The 14144-nt window shown below is 67.9% G+C and carries 16 protein-coding genes; all 16 read left to right on the forward strand.

The features are described 5' to 3' along the window. Positions 1-124 precede the first annotated feature (124 nt). The 16 genes from BM150_RS14630 (at position 125) to hypB (ending at position 14123) form a co-directional block, all read left to right on the forward strand. Positions 125-754, forward strand: a complete 630-nt coding sequence (locus BM150_RS14630) for a D-sedoheptulose-7-phosphate isomerase (protein ID WP_092927841.1) — start codon at positions 125-127, stop codon at positions 752-754. After that, positions 751-990: a HypC/HybG/HupF family hydrogenase formation chaperone gene (locus BM150_RS14635; protein ID WP_092927842.1), complete on the forward strand. Its 240-nt coding sequence runs from the start codon at positions 751-753 to the stop codon at positions 988-990. The genes BM150_RS14630 and BM150_RS14635 overlap by 4 nt, the downstream gene beginning before the upstream one ends. A gap of 116 nt (positions 991-1106) precedes the next feature. Continuing rightward, the gene (locus tag BM150_RS14640) at positions 1107-1799 is read left to right on the forward strand and encodes an SIS domain-containing protein (RefSeq protein WP_092928031.1); all 693 of its coding nucleotides are present in this window, start codon (positions 1107-1109) and stop codon (positions 1797-1799) included. 37 nt (positions 1800-1836) lie between these two features. Beyond that, the gene (locus BM150_RS14645) at positions 1837-2934 is read left to right on the forward strand and encodes an NADH-quinone oxidoreductase subunit B family protein (RefSeq protein WP_092928032.1); all 1098 of its coding nucleotides are present in this window, start codon (positions 1837-1839) and stop codon (positions 2932-2934) included. A gap of 25 nt (positions 2935-2959) precedes the next feature. After that, positions 2960-4750: a nickel-dependent hydrogenase large subunit gene (locus BM150_RS14650; RefSeq protein ID WP_092927843.1), complete on the forward strand. Its 1791-nt coding sequence runs from the start codon at positions 2960-2962 to the stop codon at positions 4748-4750. A 323-nt stretch (positions 4751-5073) separates the two neighbouring features. Further along, the gene (locus BM150_RS14655) at positions 5074-6015 is read left to right on the forward strand and encodes a NifU family protein (RefSeq protein WP_092927844.1); all 942 of its coding nucleotides are present in this window, start codon (positions 5074-5076) and stop codon (positions 6013-6015) included. Continuing rightward, a complete protein-coding gene (locus BM150_RS14660) occupies positions 6012-6725 on the forward strand; it encodes a DUF5947 family protein (protein ID WP_217641656.1) in 714 nt (237 codons plus the stop codon). The genes BM150_RS14655 and BM150_RS14660 overlap by 4 nt, the downstream gene beginning before the upstream one ends. Then, entirely contained in the window at positions 6718-7359 is a 642-nt protein-coding gene (locus BM150_RS14665) for a DUF6084 family protein (protein ID WP_092927845.1), read from the forward strand. The genes BM150_RS14660 and BM150_RS14665 overlap by 8 nt, the downstream gene beginning before the upstream one ends. After that, positions 7356-8873: a hypothetical protein gene (locus BM150_RS14670; RefSeq protein WP_217641657.1), complete on the forward strand. Its 1518-nt coding sequence runs from the start codon at positions 7356-7358 to the stop codon at positions 8871-8873. Before BM150_RS14665 ends, BM150_RS14670 begins: the two co-directional genes overlap by 4 nt. Continuing rightward, complete coding sequence (locus BM150_RS14675) at positions 8870-9400, forward strand: hydrogenase maturation protease (RefSeq protein ID WP_092927846.1); 531 nt, start codon at positions 8870-8872, stop codon at positions 9398-9400. Before BM150_RS14670 ends, BM150_RS14675 begins: the two co-directional genes overlap by 4 nt. After that, positions 9400-9504, forward strand: a complete 105-nt coding sequence (locus BM150_RS25265) for a DUF6893 family small protein (protein ID WP_425427422.1) — start codon at positions 9400-9402, stop codon at positions 9502-9504. The genes BM150_RS14675 and BM150_RS25265 overlap by 1 nt, the downstream gene beginning before the upstream one ends. Before the next feature lie 154 nt (positions 9505-9658). Then, positions 9659-9931, forward strand: coding sequence for a HypC/HybG/HupF family hydrogenase formation chaperone (locus BM150_RS14680; protein WP_092927847.1), 273 nt, complete (start codon positions 9659-9661; stop codon positions 9929-9931). A gap of 447 nt (positions 9932-10378) precedes the next feature. Then, the gene (gene hypD, locus BM150_RS14685) at positions 10379-11506 is read left to right on the forward strand and encodes a hydrogenase formation protein HypD (protein WP_092927848.1); all 1128 of its coding nucleotides are present in this window, start codon (positions 10379-10381) and stop codon (positions 11504-11506) included. 179 nt (positions 11507-11685) lie between these two features. Then, the gene (gene hypE / locus BM150_RS14690) at positions 11686-12726 is read left to right on the forward strand and encodes a hydrogenase expression/formation protein HypE (RefSeq protein WP_092928034.1); all 1041 of its coding nucleotides are present in this window, start codon (positions 11686-11688) and stop codon (positions 12724-12726) included. Positions 12727-12833: 107 nt separating this feature from the next. Next, entirely contained in the window at positions 12834-13181 is a 348-nt protein-coding gene (locus BM150_RS14695) for a hydrogenase maturation nickel metallochaperone HypA/HybF (RefSeq protein WP_092928035.1), read from the forward strand. Between the two features lie 60 nt (positions 13182-13241). Next, a complete protein-coding gene (gene hypB / locus BM150_RS14700; protein ID WP_092928036.1) occupies positions 13242-14123 on the forward strand; it encodes a hydrogenase nickel incorporation protein HypB in 882 nt (293 codons plus the stop codon). Positions 14124-14144: the final 21 nt, after the last annotated feature.

Genomic DNA, 14144 nt, shown 5'->3' on the forward strand with positions numbered 1-14144 from the left:
CGCTTTCACGAATTTCTCTCGTCGATTCGTGGTGTGCTGCGAAATTCCAATATCAAGTTGTGAACTGATTCACTCTGTTTTAGCTTGGGCGATGCCGCATACCACAACAAGGAAGTGATCACCGATGTCATCGTCCCCGGACAGCGGTGTGCACGAAACGGTCGATCGCCTGTTTGAACGTCGTGTCGAACCCGTCAATCAAATCCTGGCGAACGCCGACAACGTGGCCCGAGCCTGTCATGCCGTGTCCCGAAGATTCCACGAAGGTGGAAAACTGGTCGTTTTCGGAAACGGCGGGGCCAGTACCGACGCGCAGCACGTCGCCGTCGAGTTCGTGCATCCGGTGATCGTCGGCAAACGCGCGCTGCCCGCCGTCTCGCTGACCTCCGACGTGGCCACGGTCACCGGCGTCGCCACCGGCAGCGGCGAGGGGCTGGACGAGGTGTTCGCTCACCAGATCCGGCACCTGGCCGATCCGGGCGACATCGCGCTGGGGATCTCCACCGACGGGAACTGCGCCAACGTGCTGCGCGGGCTGCGCGAGAGCGGCGACCTCGGCCTGCTGACCGTCGGCCTGGTCGGTGGTGACGGCGGGGCGATGGCGGATTCCGGAATCGACCACGTGCTCACGGCGCGGGCCACCGATCCGCGGGTGGTCAAGGAAGTGCACGTGACCATGTACCACATCCTCTGGGAACTGGTGCACGTCTTCCTCGAACAGCCCGGCGCACTGACCTCGGAAGTGACGGCATGAGCGAGGAGCCGCTTCCCTACCCGGCGCCCTCCGACGCGAGCTGCGACGGGCAGCACTGCGTGACCTGTTCGGACGAGGCGGTGCGCGTCACCGTGCTGCGGCTGCTCGCGGACGACATGGCCGACGTGGAAACCGAACTCGGAACCGAACGGATCAGCGTCGCGCTGGTTCCGGCCGCCGTCGGCGACACCGTGCTCGTGCACGCGGGCGAGGCCATCGCGACCGTCGAGGAGTGAACACCGTGGACCAAGCCAACACCGACACCGGACCCACTGCTCCCACCGGCCCCGCCACCCACACCGGCCCCACTACGCGCAGCGTTCCCGCGAGCGAGGCCGGACCGGCGAGCGACATCGGATCGGCAGGGGCGCTGTACCCGTTCCTGACCAACGCGCCGGTCGACGTCGACGCCGTGTTCGAGCAGGTACGTCACTCCATCGAGACGAAGGCCCACGAGATCAGGGAGCTGCGGGTCGAGGTGCACCGCCGCGACGGCGACAATCTCCTCCGCTGCGCGGAGGCTATGGCCGAACGCTTCGCCCGCGGCGGCAGGCTGCTCGCCTTCGGCAACGGGGGCAGCTCCACCGACGCCCAGGAGATCGCCAGCCAGTTCCTGCATCCCGACGCGGGAGGGACCGCGCTGCCCGCTCTCGGACTGACCAGCGACATCGCGGTGGTCACCGCGCTGTGCAACGACGTCGGCTTCGACGTCATCTTCGCCAGGCAGCTCGGCGCTTTCGGCGGCCCCAACGACATCGCGGTCGGTATCTCGACCAGCGGTAACTCGGCCAACCTGCTCGCGGGCTTCGAGGAGGCCAAGAGCAGGGGGATGCTGACCGTCGGCATCGCAGGTTACGAGGGCGGCAAGATGTCCGAATCGGACAGCATCGATCACCTGTTCGTGGTGCCCTCACCCTCCGTGCACCGCATTCAGGAAGCCCAGACCACGCTGTACCACGCGCTCTGGGAGCTCACCCAATCCGCGCTCTCCCGGGATCGGGACGGTGCGGCACCGCAGGGCACACCGGCCTCGATGCGTGAGTGAGGAGTGATCCGTCGTGGCACCGACCGACGAACGACACATGAAACCCGTTCCCGACGAGGACCCGACCACCCGAGGGGCGGGAGCCGACAGCGACACCGGAGGCGGTACGCAGGGGCCGGTTCACATTCTGTGGATCAACGCCGGGCTCAGCTGCGACGGCGACTCCGTCTCGCTGACGGCGGCCATGCAGCCCAGCATCGAGGAAATCGTGATGGGCGCACTGCCCGGGCTGCCCGAGGTGCGGGTGCACTGGCCGCTGATCGACTTCGAGAGCGGGCCCGAGCAGGGCGCGGACACCTTCATCGAGTGGTTCCACAAGGCAGACCGCGGTGAGCTCGAACCCTTCCTGCTGGTCATCGAGGGCTCTATCCCCAACGAGGCCATCAAGGAGGAGGGCTACTGGTGCGGGTTCGGCAACGACCCCAACACCGGCCAGCCCATCACCACCAGCGAGTGGATCGACCGGCTCGCGCCGAAGGCGCTGGGCATCGTGGCCACCGGAACCTGCGCGACCTACGGCGGGATACACGCCATGGCGGGCAACCCCACCGGTGCGATGGGAGTGCCGGACTACCTGGGGTGGCGGTGGAAGTCCAAGGCGGGACTGCCGATCGTGTGCGTGCCCGGCTGCCCGGTGCAGCCGGACAACATGTCCGAGACGCTGCTGTACCTGCTCTACCAGGTCGCCGGGCAGGCACCGATGATCCCGCTGGACGACGCGCTGCGGCCGAAGTGGCTGTTCAGCGCCACCGTCCACGAAGGCTGCGACCGGGGCGGCTACTACGAACAGGGGCAGTTCACCAAGCACTACGGCACCCCCGAGTGCCTGGTCAAGATCGGCTGCTGGGGGCCGGTCGTGCAGTGCAACGTGACCAAGCGCGGCTGGATGGACGGCATCGGCGGCTGCCCCAACGTGGGAGGCATCTGCATCGGATGCACCATGCCCGGTTTCCCGGACAAGTTCATGCCGTTCATGGACGAACCCCCCGGTTCGCTGCTGTCCACCGCGGCCAGCGGTGCCTACGGCGCCGCCATCCGCAGACTCCGCGGCATCACCCGCAGGACCGCGGACAAGGAACCGTCCTGGCGCGGCAAGGGACGTGAGCTGCACACCGGTTACCGGCCGACCTGGTGATCCGATCCGAGGAAGGTATCCCCGCATGACACAGACCGACCCCGCCAAGAAGTCGGGAAAGTCGAAATCCGATCTGATGGAGATGTCCTGGGACCCGATCACCAGGATAGTCGGCAGCCTCGGTATCTACACCAAGATCGACTGGGAGGCCAGGAGGGTGGTGGAGTGCTACAGCACCTCATCGATCTTCCGCGGCTACAGCATCTTCATGAAGGGCAAGGACCCCCGCGACGCGCACTTCATCACCAGCCGCATCTGCGGCATCTGCGGGGACAACCACGCCACCTGCTCGGTCTACAGCCAGAACATGGCCTACGGGGTCAAGCCGCCCAAACTGGGGGAGTGGATCATCAACCTCGGCGAGGCCGCCGAGTACATGTTCGACCACAACATCTACCAGGAGAACCTGGTGGGGGTCGACTACTGCGAGAAGATGATCCGCGAGACCAACCCCGGCGTGCTGGAACTGGCCGAGCGGACCGAGGCCCCCAACGCCTCCGAGCACGGCTATCGCACCATCGCCGACATCATGCGGGCGCTCAACCCGCTGGAAGGTGAGTTCTACCGGGAGGCGCTGCAGATCAGCAGGCTCACCCGCGAGATGTTCTGCCTCATGGAGGGACGGCACGTCCACCCCTCCACGCTGTACCCGGGCGGAGTGGGGACGGTCGCCACGGTGCAGCTGTTCACCGACTACCTCACCAGGCTGATGCGCTACGTCGAGTTCATGAAGCGCTGCGTGCCGATGCACGACGACCTGTTCGACTTCATCTACGAGGCCATGCCCGGTTACGAGGAGGTCGGCAGGCGCCGGATCATGCTCGCCTGCTGGGGCAGCCTCAACGACCCGGACCACTGCGACTTCCAGTACGCGAACATGAGCGACTGGGGCCGCAAGATGTTCGTCACGCCGGGCATCGTCGTGGACGGGCAGCTGGTCACCACGGATCTGGTCGACATCAACCTGGGCATCCGGATCCTGCTGGGCAGCTCCTACTACGAGGACTGGCAGGGCCAGGAGACGTTCGTCGACCGCGATCCGCTGGGCAACCCGGTCGATCAGCGTCATCCCTGGAACCAGCACACCATTCCCAAACCGGCCAAGCGGGACTTCGACGACAAGTACTCCTGGGTGATGTCGCCGCGCTGGTTCGACGGCTCCGAGCACCTGGCGCTGGACACCGGCGGCGGCCCCATCGCGCGGTTGTGGACCACCGCGCTGGCCGGGCTGGTGGACATGGGCAACGTCAGGTCGACCGGCCACAGCGTGGAGATCAACCTGCCCAAGAGCGCCACCATGGGCGAGCGCACGCTGGAGTGGAAGATTCCGAAGTGGAGCAACGCGATCGAGCGCAACCGGGCCCGGACCTACTTCCAGGCCTACTGCGCGGCGGCGGCGCTGCACTTCGTGGACAAGGCGCTGGCCGAGGTCCGCGGCGGCAACACGCAGACCTGGGAGCCGTTCGACGTGCCCAACGAGAGCGTGGGCTGCGGCTTCACCGAAGCCGTGCGCGGGGTGCTCTCGCACCACATGGTGGTGCAGAACGGCAAGATCGCCAACTACCACCCCTACCCGCCGACGCCGTGGAACGCCAGCGTGCGCGACTCCTTCGGCACCCCGGGGCCCTACGAGGACGCGGTGCAGAACACCCCGATCTTCGAGGAGAACTCCCCGGAGAACTTCAAGGGCATCGACATCATGCGCGCCGTGCGCAGCTTCGATCCCTGCCTGCCGTGCGGGGTGCACATGTACACCGGGGAGGGGTTCGAGCTGGACAAGACGCACACCCCGCACGCCTTCGACAGCCAGACCTGAGGGCTCGGTGTTCCGGCCGGGTCGCGGGGGTGGTCGCTCGGCGGAACCTCTCGCACGGCTCTCGCTCCGGGAGGCCCGACATCGGGTAGCGACCTACACAACGTCGGGCCTTCCTCGCGAGAGCCGCACGGGAGAACCCGCGGCGGTGCGAGTTGCGGGAGCGGAAGTACGGCGTTGCGCTGCGAAGCGGCTCGTTCGGCCGGTGCGGCCGGAACACCTCAGTGAGACAACCGACCCAGTACACCACACAACCGTGCCCCGGTGCCCGTGCTTTCGGGGGCGGGCACCGGGGCGTGACTCACTCACGCGAGGACTCCCCACTGATGACGCAATCCACCACCACGGGGACACCGCCGCCGGCGGAGTCCCGGCAGGACGACGCGAGCGCGGTCGCCGCCCGCGTGGACGAGCTGCTCGGCAAGTTCGACACCGTCGAGACACCCGGCGTCCGCGAGGCGGCCGAGGACCTCGTCGCCACCATCATGCGGTTCTACGGCTCCGGAATCGAGCGGATCACCACACTGCTGGCCGAACACGGTCCCGGCGCCGAGCTGCTCGACCGGTTGGCGGCGGACGAGCTGGTCGGCGGGCTGCTGGCGCTGCACGATCTGCACCCGCTCCCGGTGCGGCAGCGCGTGTCCGACGCGCTGGACAGCGTGCGGCCCTACCTCGGGTCGCACTCCGGGGACGTGGAGCTGCTCGACATCGACGAGGAAGGTGTCGTGCGGCTGCGGTTGAAGGGCAACTGCGACGGCTGCCCCTCCTCGGCCGTGACGGTGAAGCTGGCCATCGAGGACGCCGTCCGCAAGGCCGCGCCGGAGATCGCCGACATCGCGGTGGAGGGCATGGCCCAGCCGGAAACCACCGCCACCGGACCCGGTGGCCGACCGCTGCTGCCGTTGGCGACCGAGTCGGACAACGGCGGTTCCACCGTGGCCGAGACCGCGGAGTGGGTGAACCTGGACGACCTCGTGCGCCCCTCCGACGGCGAGTTCACGTCGGTCGGAATCGGCGGCGCGAGCGTGCTGGTGTGCAACGTGGCCGGATCGCTCTACGCCTACCGGGACCGTTGCCCCGCATGTGACACGGAGCTGGGCCGGGCGGTGCTGCACGGCGGTGAGCTGCGGTGCCCCGACTGCGCACGAAGTTACGACGTGCGACTGGCGGGCCGGGAGGAGCAGGACCCGAGCCTGCACCTGGAACCGTTGCCGCTGCTGGCCGACGACGGCGGTGTCCGCCTCGCGGTTCCGGAGGTCGCACGGTGAAACCGGAAACACCCCCCGTCTCCGGCGCGGCGGGCACCACCGACCCCGGTGGGCTGCGCCGTTTCCTGCGCCCTCGCGGTGAGTCCGCCCGTGCCGAACGTGCGCCGGGTGCCAGCTGCGAGATGTGTTCGGAACAGTTGTGGCAATCGGGGCACTCCCACGTGGTCAACGTGGCGAACCGCCGCATCCTGTGCACCTGCCGCGCCTGCTATCTGCTGTTCACCCACCCGGGAGCGGGCAGCGGCAAACACCGCGCCGTTCCGGAGCGCTACCGCTACGCGCCGAGCTTCCCGCCGGGTGTCGCGCTGTGGGAGTCGACCGGCATACCGGTCGGCATGGCCTTCGCCTTCCGCAGCTCGACCACCGGGCCGGTGCTGTTCTACCCCAGCCCGGCGGGAGCCACCGAGTCGACGCTGCCGTCGAAGGACTGGGAGGAGGTGATCGCCGGTGAACCCGCCTTCGCCGACATCGCCGAGGACGTCGAGGCGCTGCTGATCAACCAGCTCGGCGAGTCCGGCACCGAGTTCGAGGCTTTCCTGGTACCGGTCGACACCTGCTACCGGCTGGTCGGGCTGGTCCGCACCTATTGGCGCGGTTTCGACGGCGGCAGCCAGGCACGCGAGCACATCGAGGAGTTCTTCACCGGACTCCGGCAGCGCGGCGAGCGGGTCGGCCCCGGGCGGACCGGACGGGAGGACGGTGATGGCTGACCTCTCCGTCACGTGCGAGGACGTGCGCTGCGAACGCTACGGTGCCGGTCCCACCCTGCTGTTCCGGCTGCGCATCGACGAATCCGGCGAGGACCCGATCCACGCGGTCTCGCTGCGCTGCGCCATCAACATCGAGCCCCGCAAGCGCGACTACGACAGCTCCGAGGAGGAGCTGCTCGGCCATCTCTTCGGCGGACGGGACCGCTGGGGTCACACGCTGCGGAACGTGCGGTTCGCCAACGTCGCCACGCAGGTACCCGGCTTCACCGACTCCATCCGGGTGGACGTTCCCGTGCCCTGCACCTTCGACATGGAGGTGGCCTCGGGCAAGTACCTGCACTCGTTGCGCTCCGGTTCGGTGCCGATGGTGCTGATGTTCAGCGGCACCGTCTTCGGCAAGGGGGCCAACGGTTTCTGGGTCCAGCAGATCCCCTGGGAACTGGAGGCCGATTACGCCATGCCGATCGAGGTGTGGCAGCGGCTCAAGGAGTTGTACTTCCCGCGGGCCGACTGGATCCGCCTGCACCGCGACACAGTGGACGCGCTGCTGCGCTACCAGTCGCGACACGCGATCCCCACCTGGGACGCCGCCATCGGAACGCTGCTGGACAACGCGGGCGAGGTGACCCCGTGACGGAACTGTTCGACAAGGCGAGGGCGGTGGCCGACGCCGTCCTCTACGAGGGCTACCTGCTCTACCCCTACACCGCCGACTCGCCGAAGAACCAGGTGCGCTGGCAGTTCGGGGTGCTGATGCCGCCGAGCTACGCCGACGACTCGATCGGCGAGTACACCGACCTGCGCACCGAGTGCCTGCTGGAGGCGCCCGAGGACGCCCGGGTGCACGTCCGGCTGCGCTTCCTGCGCATCCAGCAGCGCTCGGTCGAATCGCTCGACGAGCACGCTCAGTACCGCCGAGTCACGTCGTTGCCGGTCGGCGACCGCGTGGTCGAGGAGTTCGACGAGGCGGTCGAGCAGGAGCACGACCTGCTGGCCCGGGTCGGCGACCTGCTCGACGGCGGCTGCGAACTCGCCGTCCGTGACGATTCGGCCCGGAACACCGAGGAGATCCGAGACCAGGAGGGGGAGCTCCGGGGAAGGATCGTTCGCGAACTGCGTCCACTGCGGGGCAGACTGCGGGTCGACGCCGAACGGCTCGCGGGTCCCTACGGTGGGCTGCGGTTGCGGGTGAGTGTGGACAACACCTCCGAGTGGCGGGCCGAGGAAGCGGGCAGGCAGCGGGCGTTGCGGCACGCCTTCGTGGCGACCCATCTGCTGCTCGGCCTGGACCAGGGGGCGCTGCTCTCCTCGACGGCCCCACCGGAATGGGCCGCCGCCGCGGTGGCCGAGTGCGAGAACGTGCGCTGCTGGCCGGTGCTGCTGGGACCGGGGGACCGGAGTGCGGCGGTGCTGGCCGCCCCGATCATCCTCTACGACGATCCGCGGGTGGCGCCGGAGAGCCCACGGCAGCTGCACGACGCCACCGAGATCGACGAGATCCTGACGCTGCGCACCATGGCGCTGACCGAGCAGGAGAAACAGCAGGCCAGGCAGACCGACGAGCGGGCTCGCGGCATCATCGACGGCGTCGACAACATGCCGCCCGAGATGCTGGAACGGCTGCACGGCACGCTGCGATACTTGCGGGAGTCGGTGCCGGAGCAGGAGAGCTCACAGCAGGAGGGTCCGCCGCGGTCGTCCCCGCGGCAGGACTTCCCCGCCCCGCCCGGTTCGTCCGGCGCGGGAATCTCCGGCGAGGCCGCGGGACCGTTCCCCGAGCCCGGGGTGCCCTGGTGGGATCCCGGTGCCGACGCCGCGGTCTCGCCGGAGAGCGACAGCGTCGAGGTGGACGGGCTGTCGGTGTCCAACGGCAGCAAGGTCACCCTGCTGCCGGGCAGCGGCAGCGACGCGCAGGACATGTTCCTGACCGGGCGCGTCGCCACGGTGCGCGCGGTGTACTTCGACGTGGACGGTGGCAGCCACCTCGCCGTGACCCTGGACGACGACCCGGGAGCCGAGATCCAGGGTGCCAACGGGCGGTTCCGCTACTTCGGTACCGAGGAGGTCCGTCCACTGGGGATTTCCGAGGGGAAGTCAGAACAGCCGGAGGGAACCGCCCTGGCCGGCGAGGACGAGGTGCGGCGATGAGCCGCCGCGTGCTGGTCGCGGGCATCGGCAACATCTTCCTCGGCGACGACGGGTTCGGCCCCGAGGTCGGTCGCGCGCTCGCGGACACCGAGCTGCCCGAGGGGGTGTGGGCGGGCGACTACGGCACCAGCGGAATGCACCTCGCTTTCGACCTGCTCGACGGTTACGCGACGACCGTGCTGGTCGACGCGGTGTCCAGGGGTGATTCGCCCGGGACGCTGACCCTGCTGCGGCCCACCGACATCGGGAACGCCGACAAGCGAGACACCGCGACGCTGGCCGACGCGCACGGCATGCAGCCGGATGTGGTGCTGGACCTGGTCACCCTGCTGGGCGGTGATCCCGGCCGGGTTTTCGTGCTCGGCTGCGAGCCCGCCGAGCTGGAGCAGCGCATCGGTTTGAGCCGGATCGTGAAACGTGCCGTGCCGGAAGCGGTGCGTCGGGTGCGCGAACTGGTGTGCGCCGAACAGGACGGATCCGAGTCGGCCGGACTCGGGCGAGGAGTTGTCGAAGGAGGTGATCGGTAGTGCGTCGCTTGCTGTTCCTGGTGCTGTTGGTGGGGTTGATCGCCACCCTCGCGTGGCTGTTCGGGCCGGACGTGAAGCGCTACCTGCGGATCAGCCGCATGTGAGCTCGGACCTTCGGCGCGGCGATTTCGCGAGAAATCGACGGGCGAGTGGTGCGACCGCTGCTGGCCGTGCTCGCCCACCGGCACCGTCGCGAGAGGTTCCGTCGAGTGACCGCCCCATCAAGGCGAACAAAGAGCTGCGACAAGGAGAACGTGAATGTGTCTGGGAATTCCGGGTGAGGTAATCGAAGTCCTGCCGGACCGGCCCGACCTGGCCAAGGTTGACGTCAGCGGGGTGCGTCGCAACATCAATATCGGTCTGCTCGACGACGATCGGCCGGTGGCCGGTGACTGGATTCTGATCCACGTGGGATTCGCGCTTTCCAAGATCGACGAACAGGAGGCGCAGGCCGCGCTGGAATTCCTGGAGGACATCGGGAAGGCCTACGAGGACGAGCTGGAAGCGCTGCAGGACTCCTACATCGATTAGCGGAGTTCTGTCGGCTCGGTTCGCGAGGGTGGTCGCTTGGCGGAACCTCTCGCGGCGCTCTCGCCGCGGGTGCCCCGACATCGGGTAGTTACTACACAACGTCGGGACCGTCCTCGCGAGAGCACCACGGGAGAACGCGCGGCGGTGCGGATCGCGAGGGTGGTGGGAGCTCGGCCCTGCGTCGTAGCGGAGCGACGATTTCGCGAGAAATTGACGCCAGACAGGAGAACCCCGGCGGTGCCGGTTGCCAGTGTGGTCGGAGTTCGGCTGCGTGAGTGGCTGGTCGGCATCGGTAGCGCCGAAGAATGCCGGCAAGAAGTCTGATTCGAACGGATACATGGGAATTCGGCGGAGCGCTATCAGTTGGGACACGTTTCCGGGAGGTTTCGTTTCCGAACGGTTTTCGTGTCGTCGGATTCTCGCTTGAAGGGTTTCGGAGGAGGTGCCATGAAGTTCGTCGACGAGTACCGCGACGCGGACAAGGCGCGTGCGCTCTCGGCCAAGATAACCGAACTGTGCGAGCCGGGCAGGCAGTACAAGTTCATGGAGGTGTGCGGCGGCCACACCCACACCATCTACAAACACGGTCTGGAGGACTACCTCCCCGAGAACATCTCGCTGATCCACGGCCCCGGCTGCCCGGTCTGCGTGATCCCGATGGGCAGGGTGGACGACTCCATCCACATCGCCAGGCAACCGGGGGTGCTGATGACCTCCTTCGGCGACATGATGCGGGTTCCCGGCAGCAACGGGTCGTTCTTCGACTCCAACGCCGAGGGCACCAACATCCGGATGGTCTACTCCCCGCTGGACGCCCTCAAGCTGGCGCGGCAGAACCCCGAGCAGCACGTGGTCTTCATGGCGATCGGATTCGAGACCACCGCCCCCTCAACCGCGATGACGCTGCTGCGCGCCCGGTCCGAGGGACTGGAGAACTTCTCGGTGTTCTGCAACCACGTCACCGTCATCCCGGCGATCAAGGCCATCCTCGACTCGCCGGACCTGCGACTGGACGGCTTCATCGGTCCCGGGCACGTCTCCACGGTGATCGGATGCAAGCCCTACGAGTTCATAGCCCGCGACTACCGCAAGCCGCTGGTGGTGGCCGGTTTCGAGCCGCTGGACATCCTGCAGTCGATCTACATGCTGATGCTGCAGCTGTCGGAGAACCGCTCGGAGGTGGAGAACCAGTACTCGCGGGTCGTGCCGTGGAACGGCAACGAGGTGGCGCTGGACGCCATCAACCGGACCATGGAACTGCGGCCCTACTTCGAGTGGCGCGGACTGGGCTTCATCTCGCACTCGGCCACCCGACTGCGCGAGGAGTTCGCCGACTTCGACGCCGAACGCCGGTTCGAACTGCCGGGCGTGCGCGTGGCCGACCCCAAGGCCTGCCAGTGCGGCGAGGTGCTCAAGGGCGTGCTCAAGCCCTGGGAGTGCAAGGTGTTCGGCACCGCCTGCACCCCGGAGACCCCGATCGGCACCTGCATGGTCTCCCCGGAGGGGGCCTGCGCCGCCTACTACAACTTCGGCCGGTTCAGCCGGGAACGCGTCAAGGAGGCGAGCAAGTCGTGAGCATCGAGAACGAGACCGACGAGGAGCCGGTCGCCGCGACCGGAACGTCGCCCGAACACCCCACCGCGGAATCCGACCACAGTGCCGCTGAAACCGTACACAGCGCTGCCGAACCCGCGCACGGCGTCGCGGAACCGGGCAGCGACTACCGCAGCAGGGAACAGCAGGTCCTCGACCGCATCGAGAAGGCGCGCGCCCGCAAACCGAAGATCAAGGAAGAACGCGTCACCAGCGCCCACGGCGCCGGTGGCAAGGCCAGCCAGACGCTGACCGAGGCGTTGTTCCTGGAGGAACTGCGCAACCCCCACCTGGAGAAGTTGGAGGACGGCGCCGAGTTCGCGGTGGACGATTCGCGGCTGGCGATGACCACCGACTCCTTCGTTGTCTCCCCGCTGTTCTTCCCCGGCGGCGACATCGGCGAGCTCGCCGTCAACGGCACCGTCAACGACCTCGCCGTCTCCGGTGCCACGCCGCTCTACCTCTCCGCAGGGTTCATCATCGAGGAGGGGTTCCCGATCTCCGAGCTGCGGCGCGTGGTCCGGTCCATGGCCGAGGCCGCCGAGCGGGCCGGGGTGCGGGTGGTCACCGGTGACACCAAGGTGGTGCAGAAGGGCAAGGCCGACGGCTGCTACATCAACACCACCGGGGTGGGGGTACGTCGGACCGAGCACGAGCTCGGTATCGACACCGTACGACCGGGGGATGCCGTGCTGGTCTCCGGTCCCGTCGGCGACCACGGCGTCACGGTGATGCTGGAGCGCGGTGAGCTGGACATCGACGCCGACCTGGAGTCCGACACCGCCCCGCTGCACGACATGGTCGCCGGGCTGCTGGAGTCCACCCCGGGTGTGCGCGCGATGCGCGACGCCACCAGGGGCGGTGTGGCGACGATCCTCAACGAGGTGGCCACCGCGGCCAACGTCGCCGTGGTCGTCGAGGAGGGCGAGGTCCCGGTGCGCACCGAGGTGCGCGGTGCCTCCGAACTGCTCGGCATCGACCCGCTGTACGTGGCCTGCGAGGGCAGGATGGTGGCCATCGTGGACGGAGAGTCCGTCGACACCGCGCTCGCGGCGATGCGCGAGCACCCGCACGGTTCGGACGCGGCGGTGATCGGTCGGATCGGTGAGGACCCACCAGGGCTGGTGATGCTCAACACCGCGTTCGGCGGGACGCGGATCGTGGATCTGTTGGTAGGCGATCCCCTACCCCGGATCTGTTGAGAGTCAGCAACGGCTCTCGGGTGTGTGGTCGGTTAGCCGGCGATTTCGCGAGAAATTGACGCCGCCCCAAACGAATTTCCGTGGAGTGGTTGTGGGAGGGGATCGCGGTGCACGAGCTGGGGATCACCCAGAGTGTGGTGGACGCGGTGCTCGACGCGGTCACCGAGCCGCGCGTCACCAGGTTGGAGCTGGAGATCGGCAAGCTCTCCGGCGTGGTGCCGGACTCCGTGCGGTTCTGCTTCGACCTGGTGGTCACCGGCACGGCGTTGGAAGGTGCGCGGTTGGACATCGTGACTCCGACCGGCAGCGGTCGCTGTCGGGACTGTGACCAGCGGCTCGTGCTGGAGGATCAGCTCGCGGTCTGTGACTGCGGCAGTCCCGATGTCGAAGTGCTCTCCGGACGGGAACTGCGGATCAGAGCGGTGGACGTGGAATCCGGAACCGTCGCTTCGTGAGTGGCCGGGTACGCGGATTCCTTCGATTGGTCGGTTCGACGTTGTGGGAAGGGAAGAACGATGTGCGCTACCTGCGGATGCGGTGACGAGCGCGGCGTACGGGTGGGAGCCCGCGACGCCGCCGACACGCGGGAGGAATCGGGATCGCCGGATCACCGGTACGGGGGACATTCCCACGATCACGACCATCCTCACGATCACGATCACTCGCACGAGGACGGTGTGCACGCGCCTGACGATTCGGAGACCGCGGTTCCGGAGCAGGACGGCGTCACGCGCCGGGTGGAGCTGGAGCGCGAGGTGCTGGCCAAGAACGACACGCTGGCCGAGCGCAACCGGCAGTGGCTCACCGAGCGGGGGGTGCTGGCGCTGAACCTGATGAGCTCACCGGGAGCGGGCAAGACCACGCTGTTGGAGCGAACCCTGGCGGGCTCCGCCTCGTCCGTCCCGCTGGCGGTGATCGAGGGTGATCAGGAGACGCTGCGCGATTCCGAGCGGTTGCGTCGTGCGGGTGCCGACGTGGTGCAGATCAACACCGGCGCGGGATGCCACCTGGATGCCGAGATGGTGGGGAGCGCACTGCGTTCGTTGCGGCCCGCGCCCGGCTCGGTGGTGCTGGTGGAGAACGTGGGAAACCTGGTCTGCCCGGCGCTGTTCGACCTGGGCGAGTACGCCAAGGTCGTGATCGCGGCGGTGACCGAGGGCGAGGACAAGCCGTTGAAGTACCCCAACATGTTCGCCCACACCGATCTGGTGCTGCTGAACAAGACGGATCTGCTGCCGCACCTCTCGTTCGAGGTGGACAGGTTCGCCGAGTACGCCCGCCGGATCAACCCCGGCGTCGAGATCCTGCCGGTCTCGGCCACCACCGGCGAAGGACTCTCGGCCTGGTACGACTGGCTGGCAGGGCACGTCTCGTCCCCGCTGCACCAGGGAGTCTGACCCTAGCGTCGCGCCCTTCTG

Origin of the sequence: Actinopolyspora alba (assembly GCF_900112765.1) — a bacterium.
In the GTDB taxonomy this organism is placed as follows: domain Bacteria; phylum Actinomycetota; class Actinomycetes; order Mycobacteriales; family Pseudonocardiaceae; genus Actinopolyspora; species Actinopolyspora alba.

Coding starts and splice junctions, on each gene's coding strand:
- BM150_RS14630 (WP_092927841.1), top strand. CDS start 125: ATGTCATCGTCCCCGGACAGCGGTGTGCACGAAACGGTCGATCGCCTG.
- BM150_RS14635 (WP_092927842.1), top strand. CDS start 751: ATGAGCGAGGAGCCGCTTCCCTACCCGGCGCCCTCCGACGCGAGCTGC.
- BM150_RS14645 (WP_092928032.1), top strand. CDS start 1,837: ATGAAACCCGTTCCCGACGAGGACCCGACCACCCGAGGGGCGGGAGCC.
- BM150_RS14650 (WP_092927843.1), top strand. CDS start 2,960: ATGACACAGACCGACCCCGCCAAGAAGTCGGGAAAGTCGAAATCCGAT.
- BM150_RS14655 (WP_092927844.1), top strand. CDS start 5,074: ATGACGCAATCCACCACCACGGGGACACCGCCGCCGGCGGAGTCCCGG.
- BM150_RS14665 (WP_092927845.1), top strand. CDS start 6,718: ATGGCTGACCTCTCCGTCACGTGCGAGGACGTGCGCTGCGAACGCTAC.
- BM150_RS14675 (WP_092927846.1), top strand. CDS start 8,870: ATGAGCCGCCGCGTGCTGGTCGCGGGCATCGGCAACATCTTCCTCGGC.
- BM150_RS14680 (WP_092927847.1), top strand. CDS start 9,659: ATGTGTCTGGGAATTCCGGGTGAGGTAATCGAAGTCCTGCCGGACCGG.
- hypD (WP_092927848.1), top strand. CDS start 10,379: ATGAAGTTCGTCGACGAGTACCGCGACGCGGACAAGGCGCGTGCGCTC.
- hypB (WP_092928036.1), top strand. CDS start 13,242: ATGTGCGCTACCTGCGGATGCGGTGACGAGCGCGGCGTACGGGTGGGA.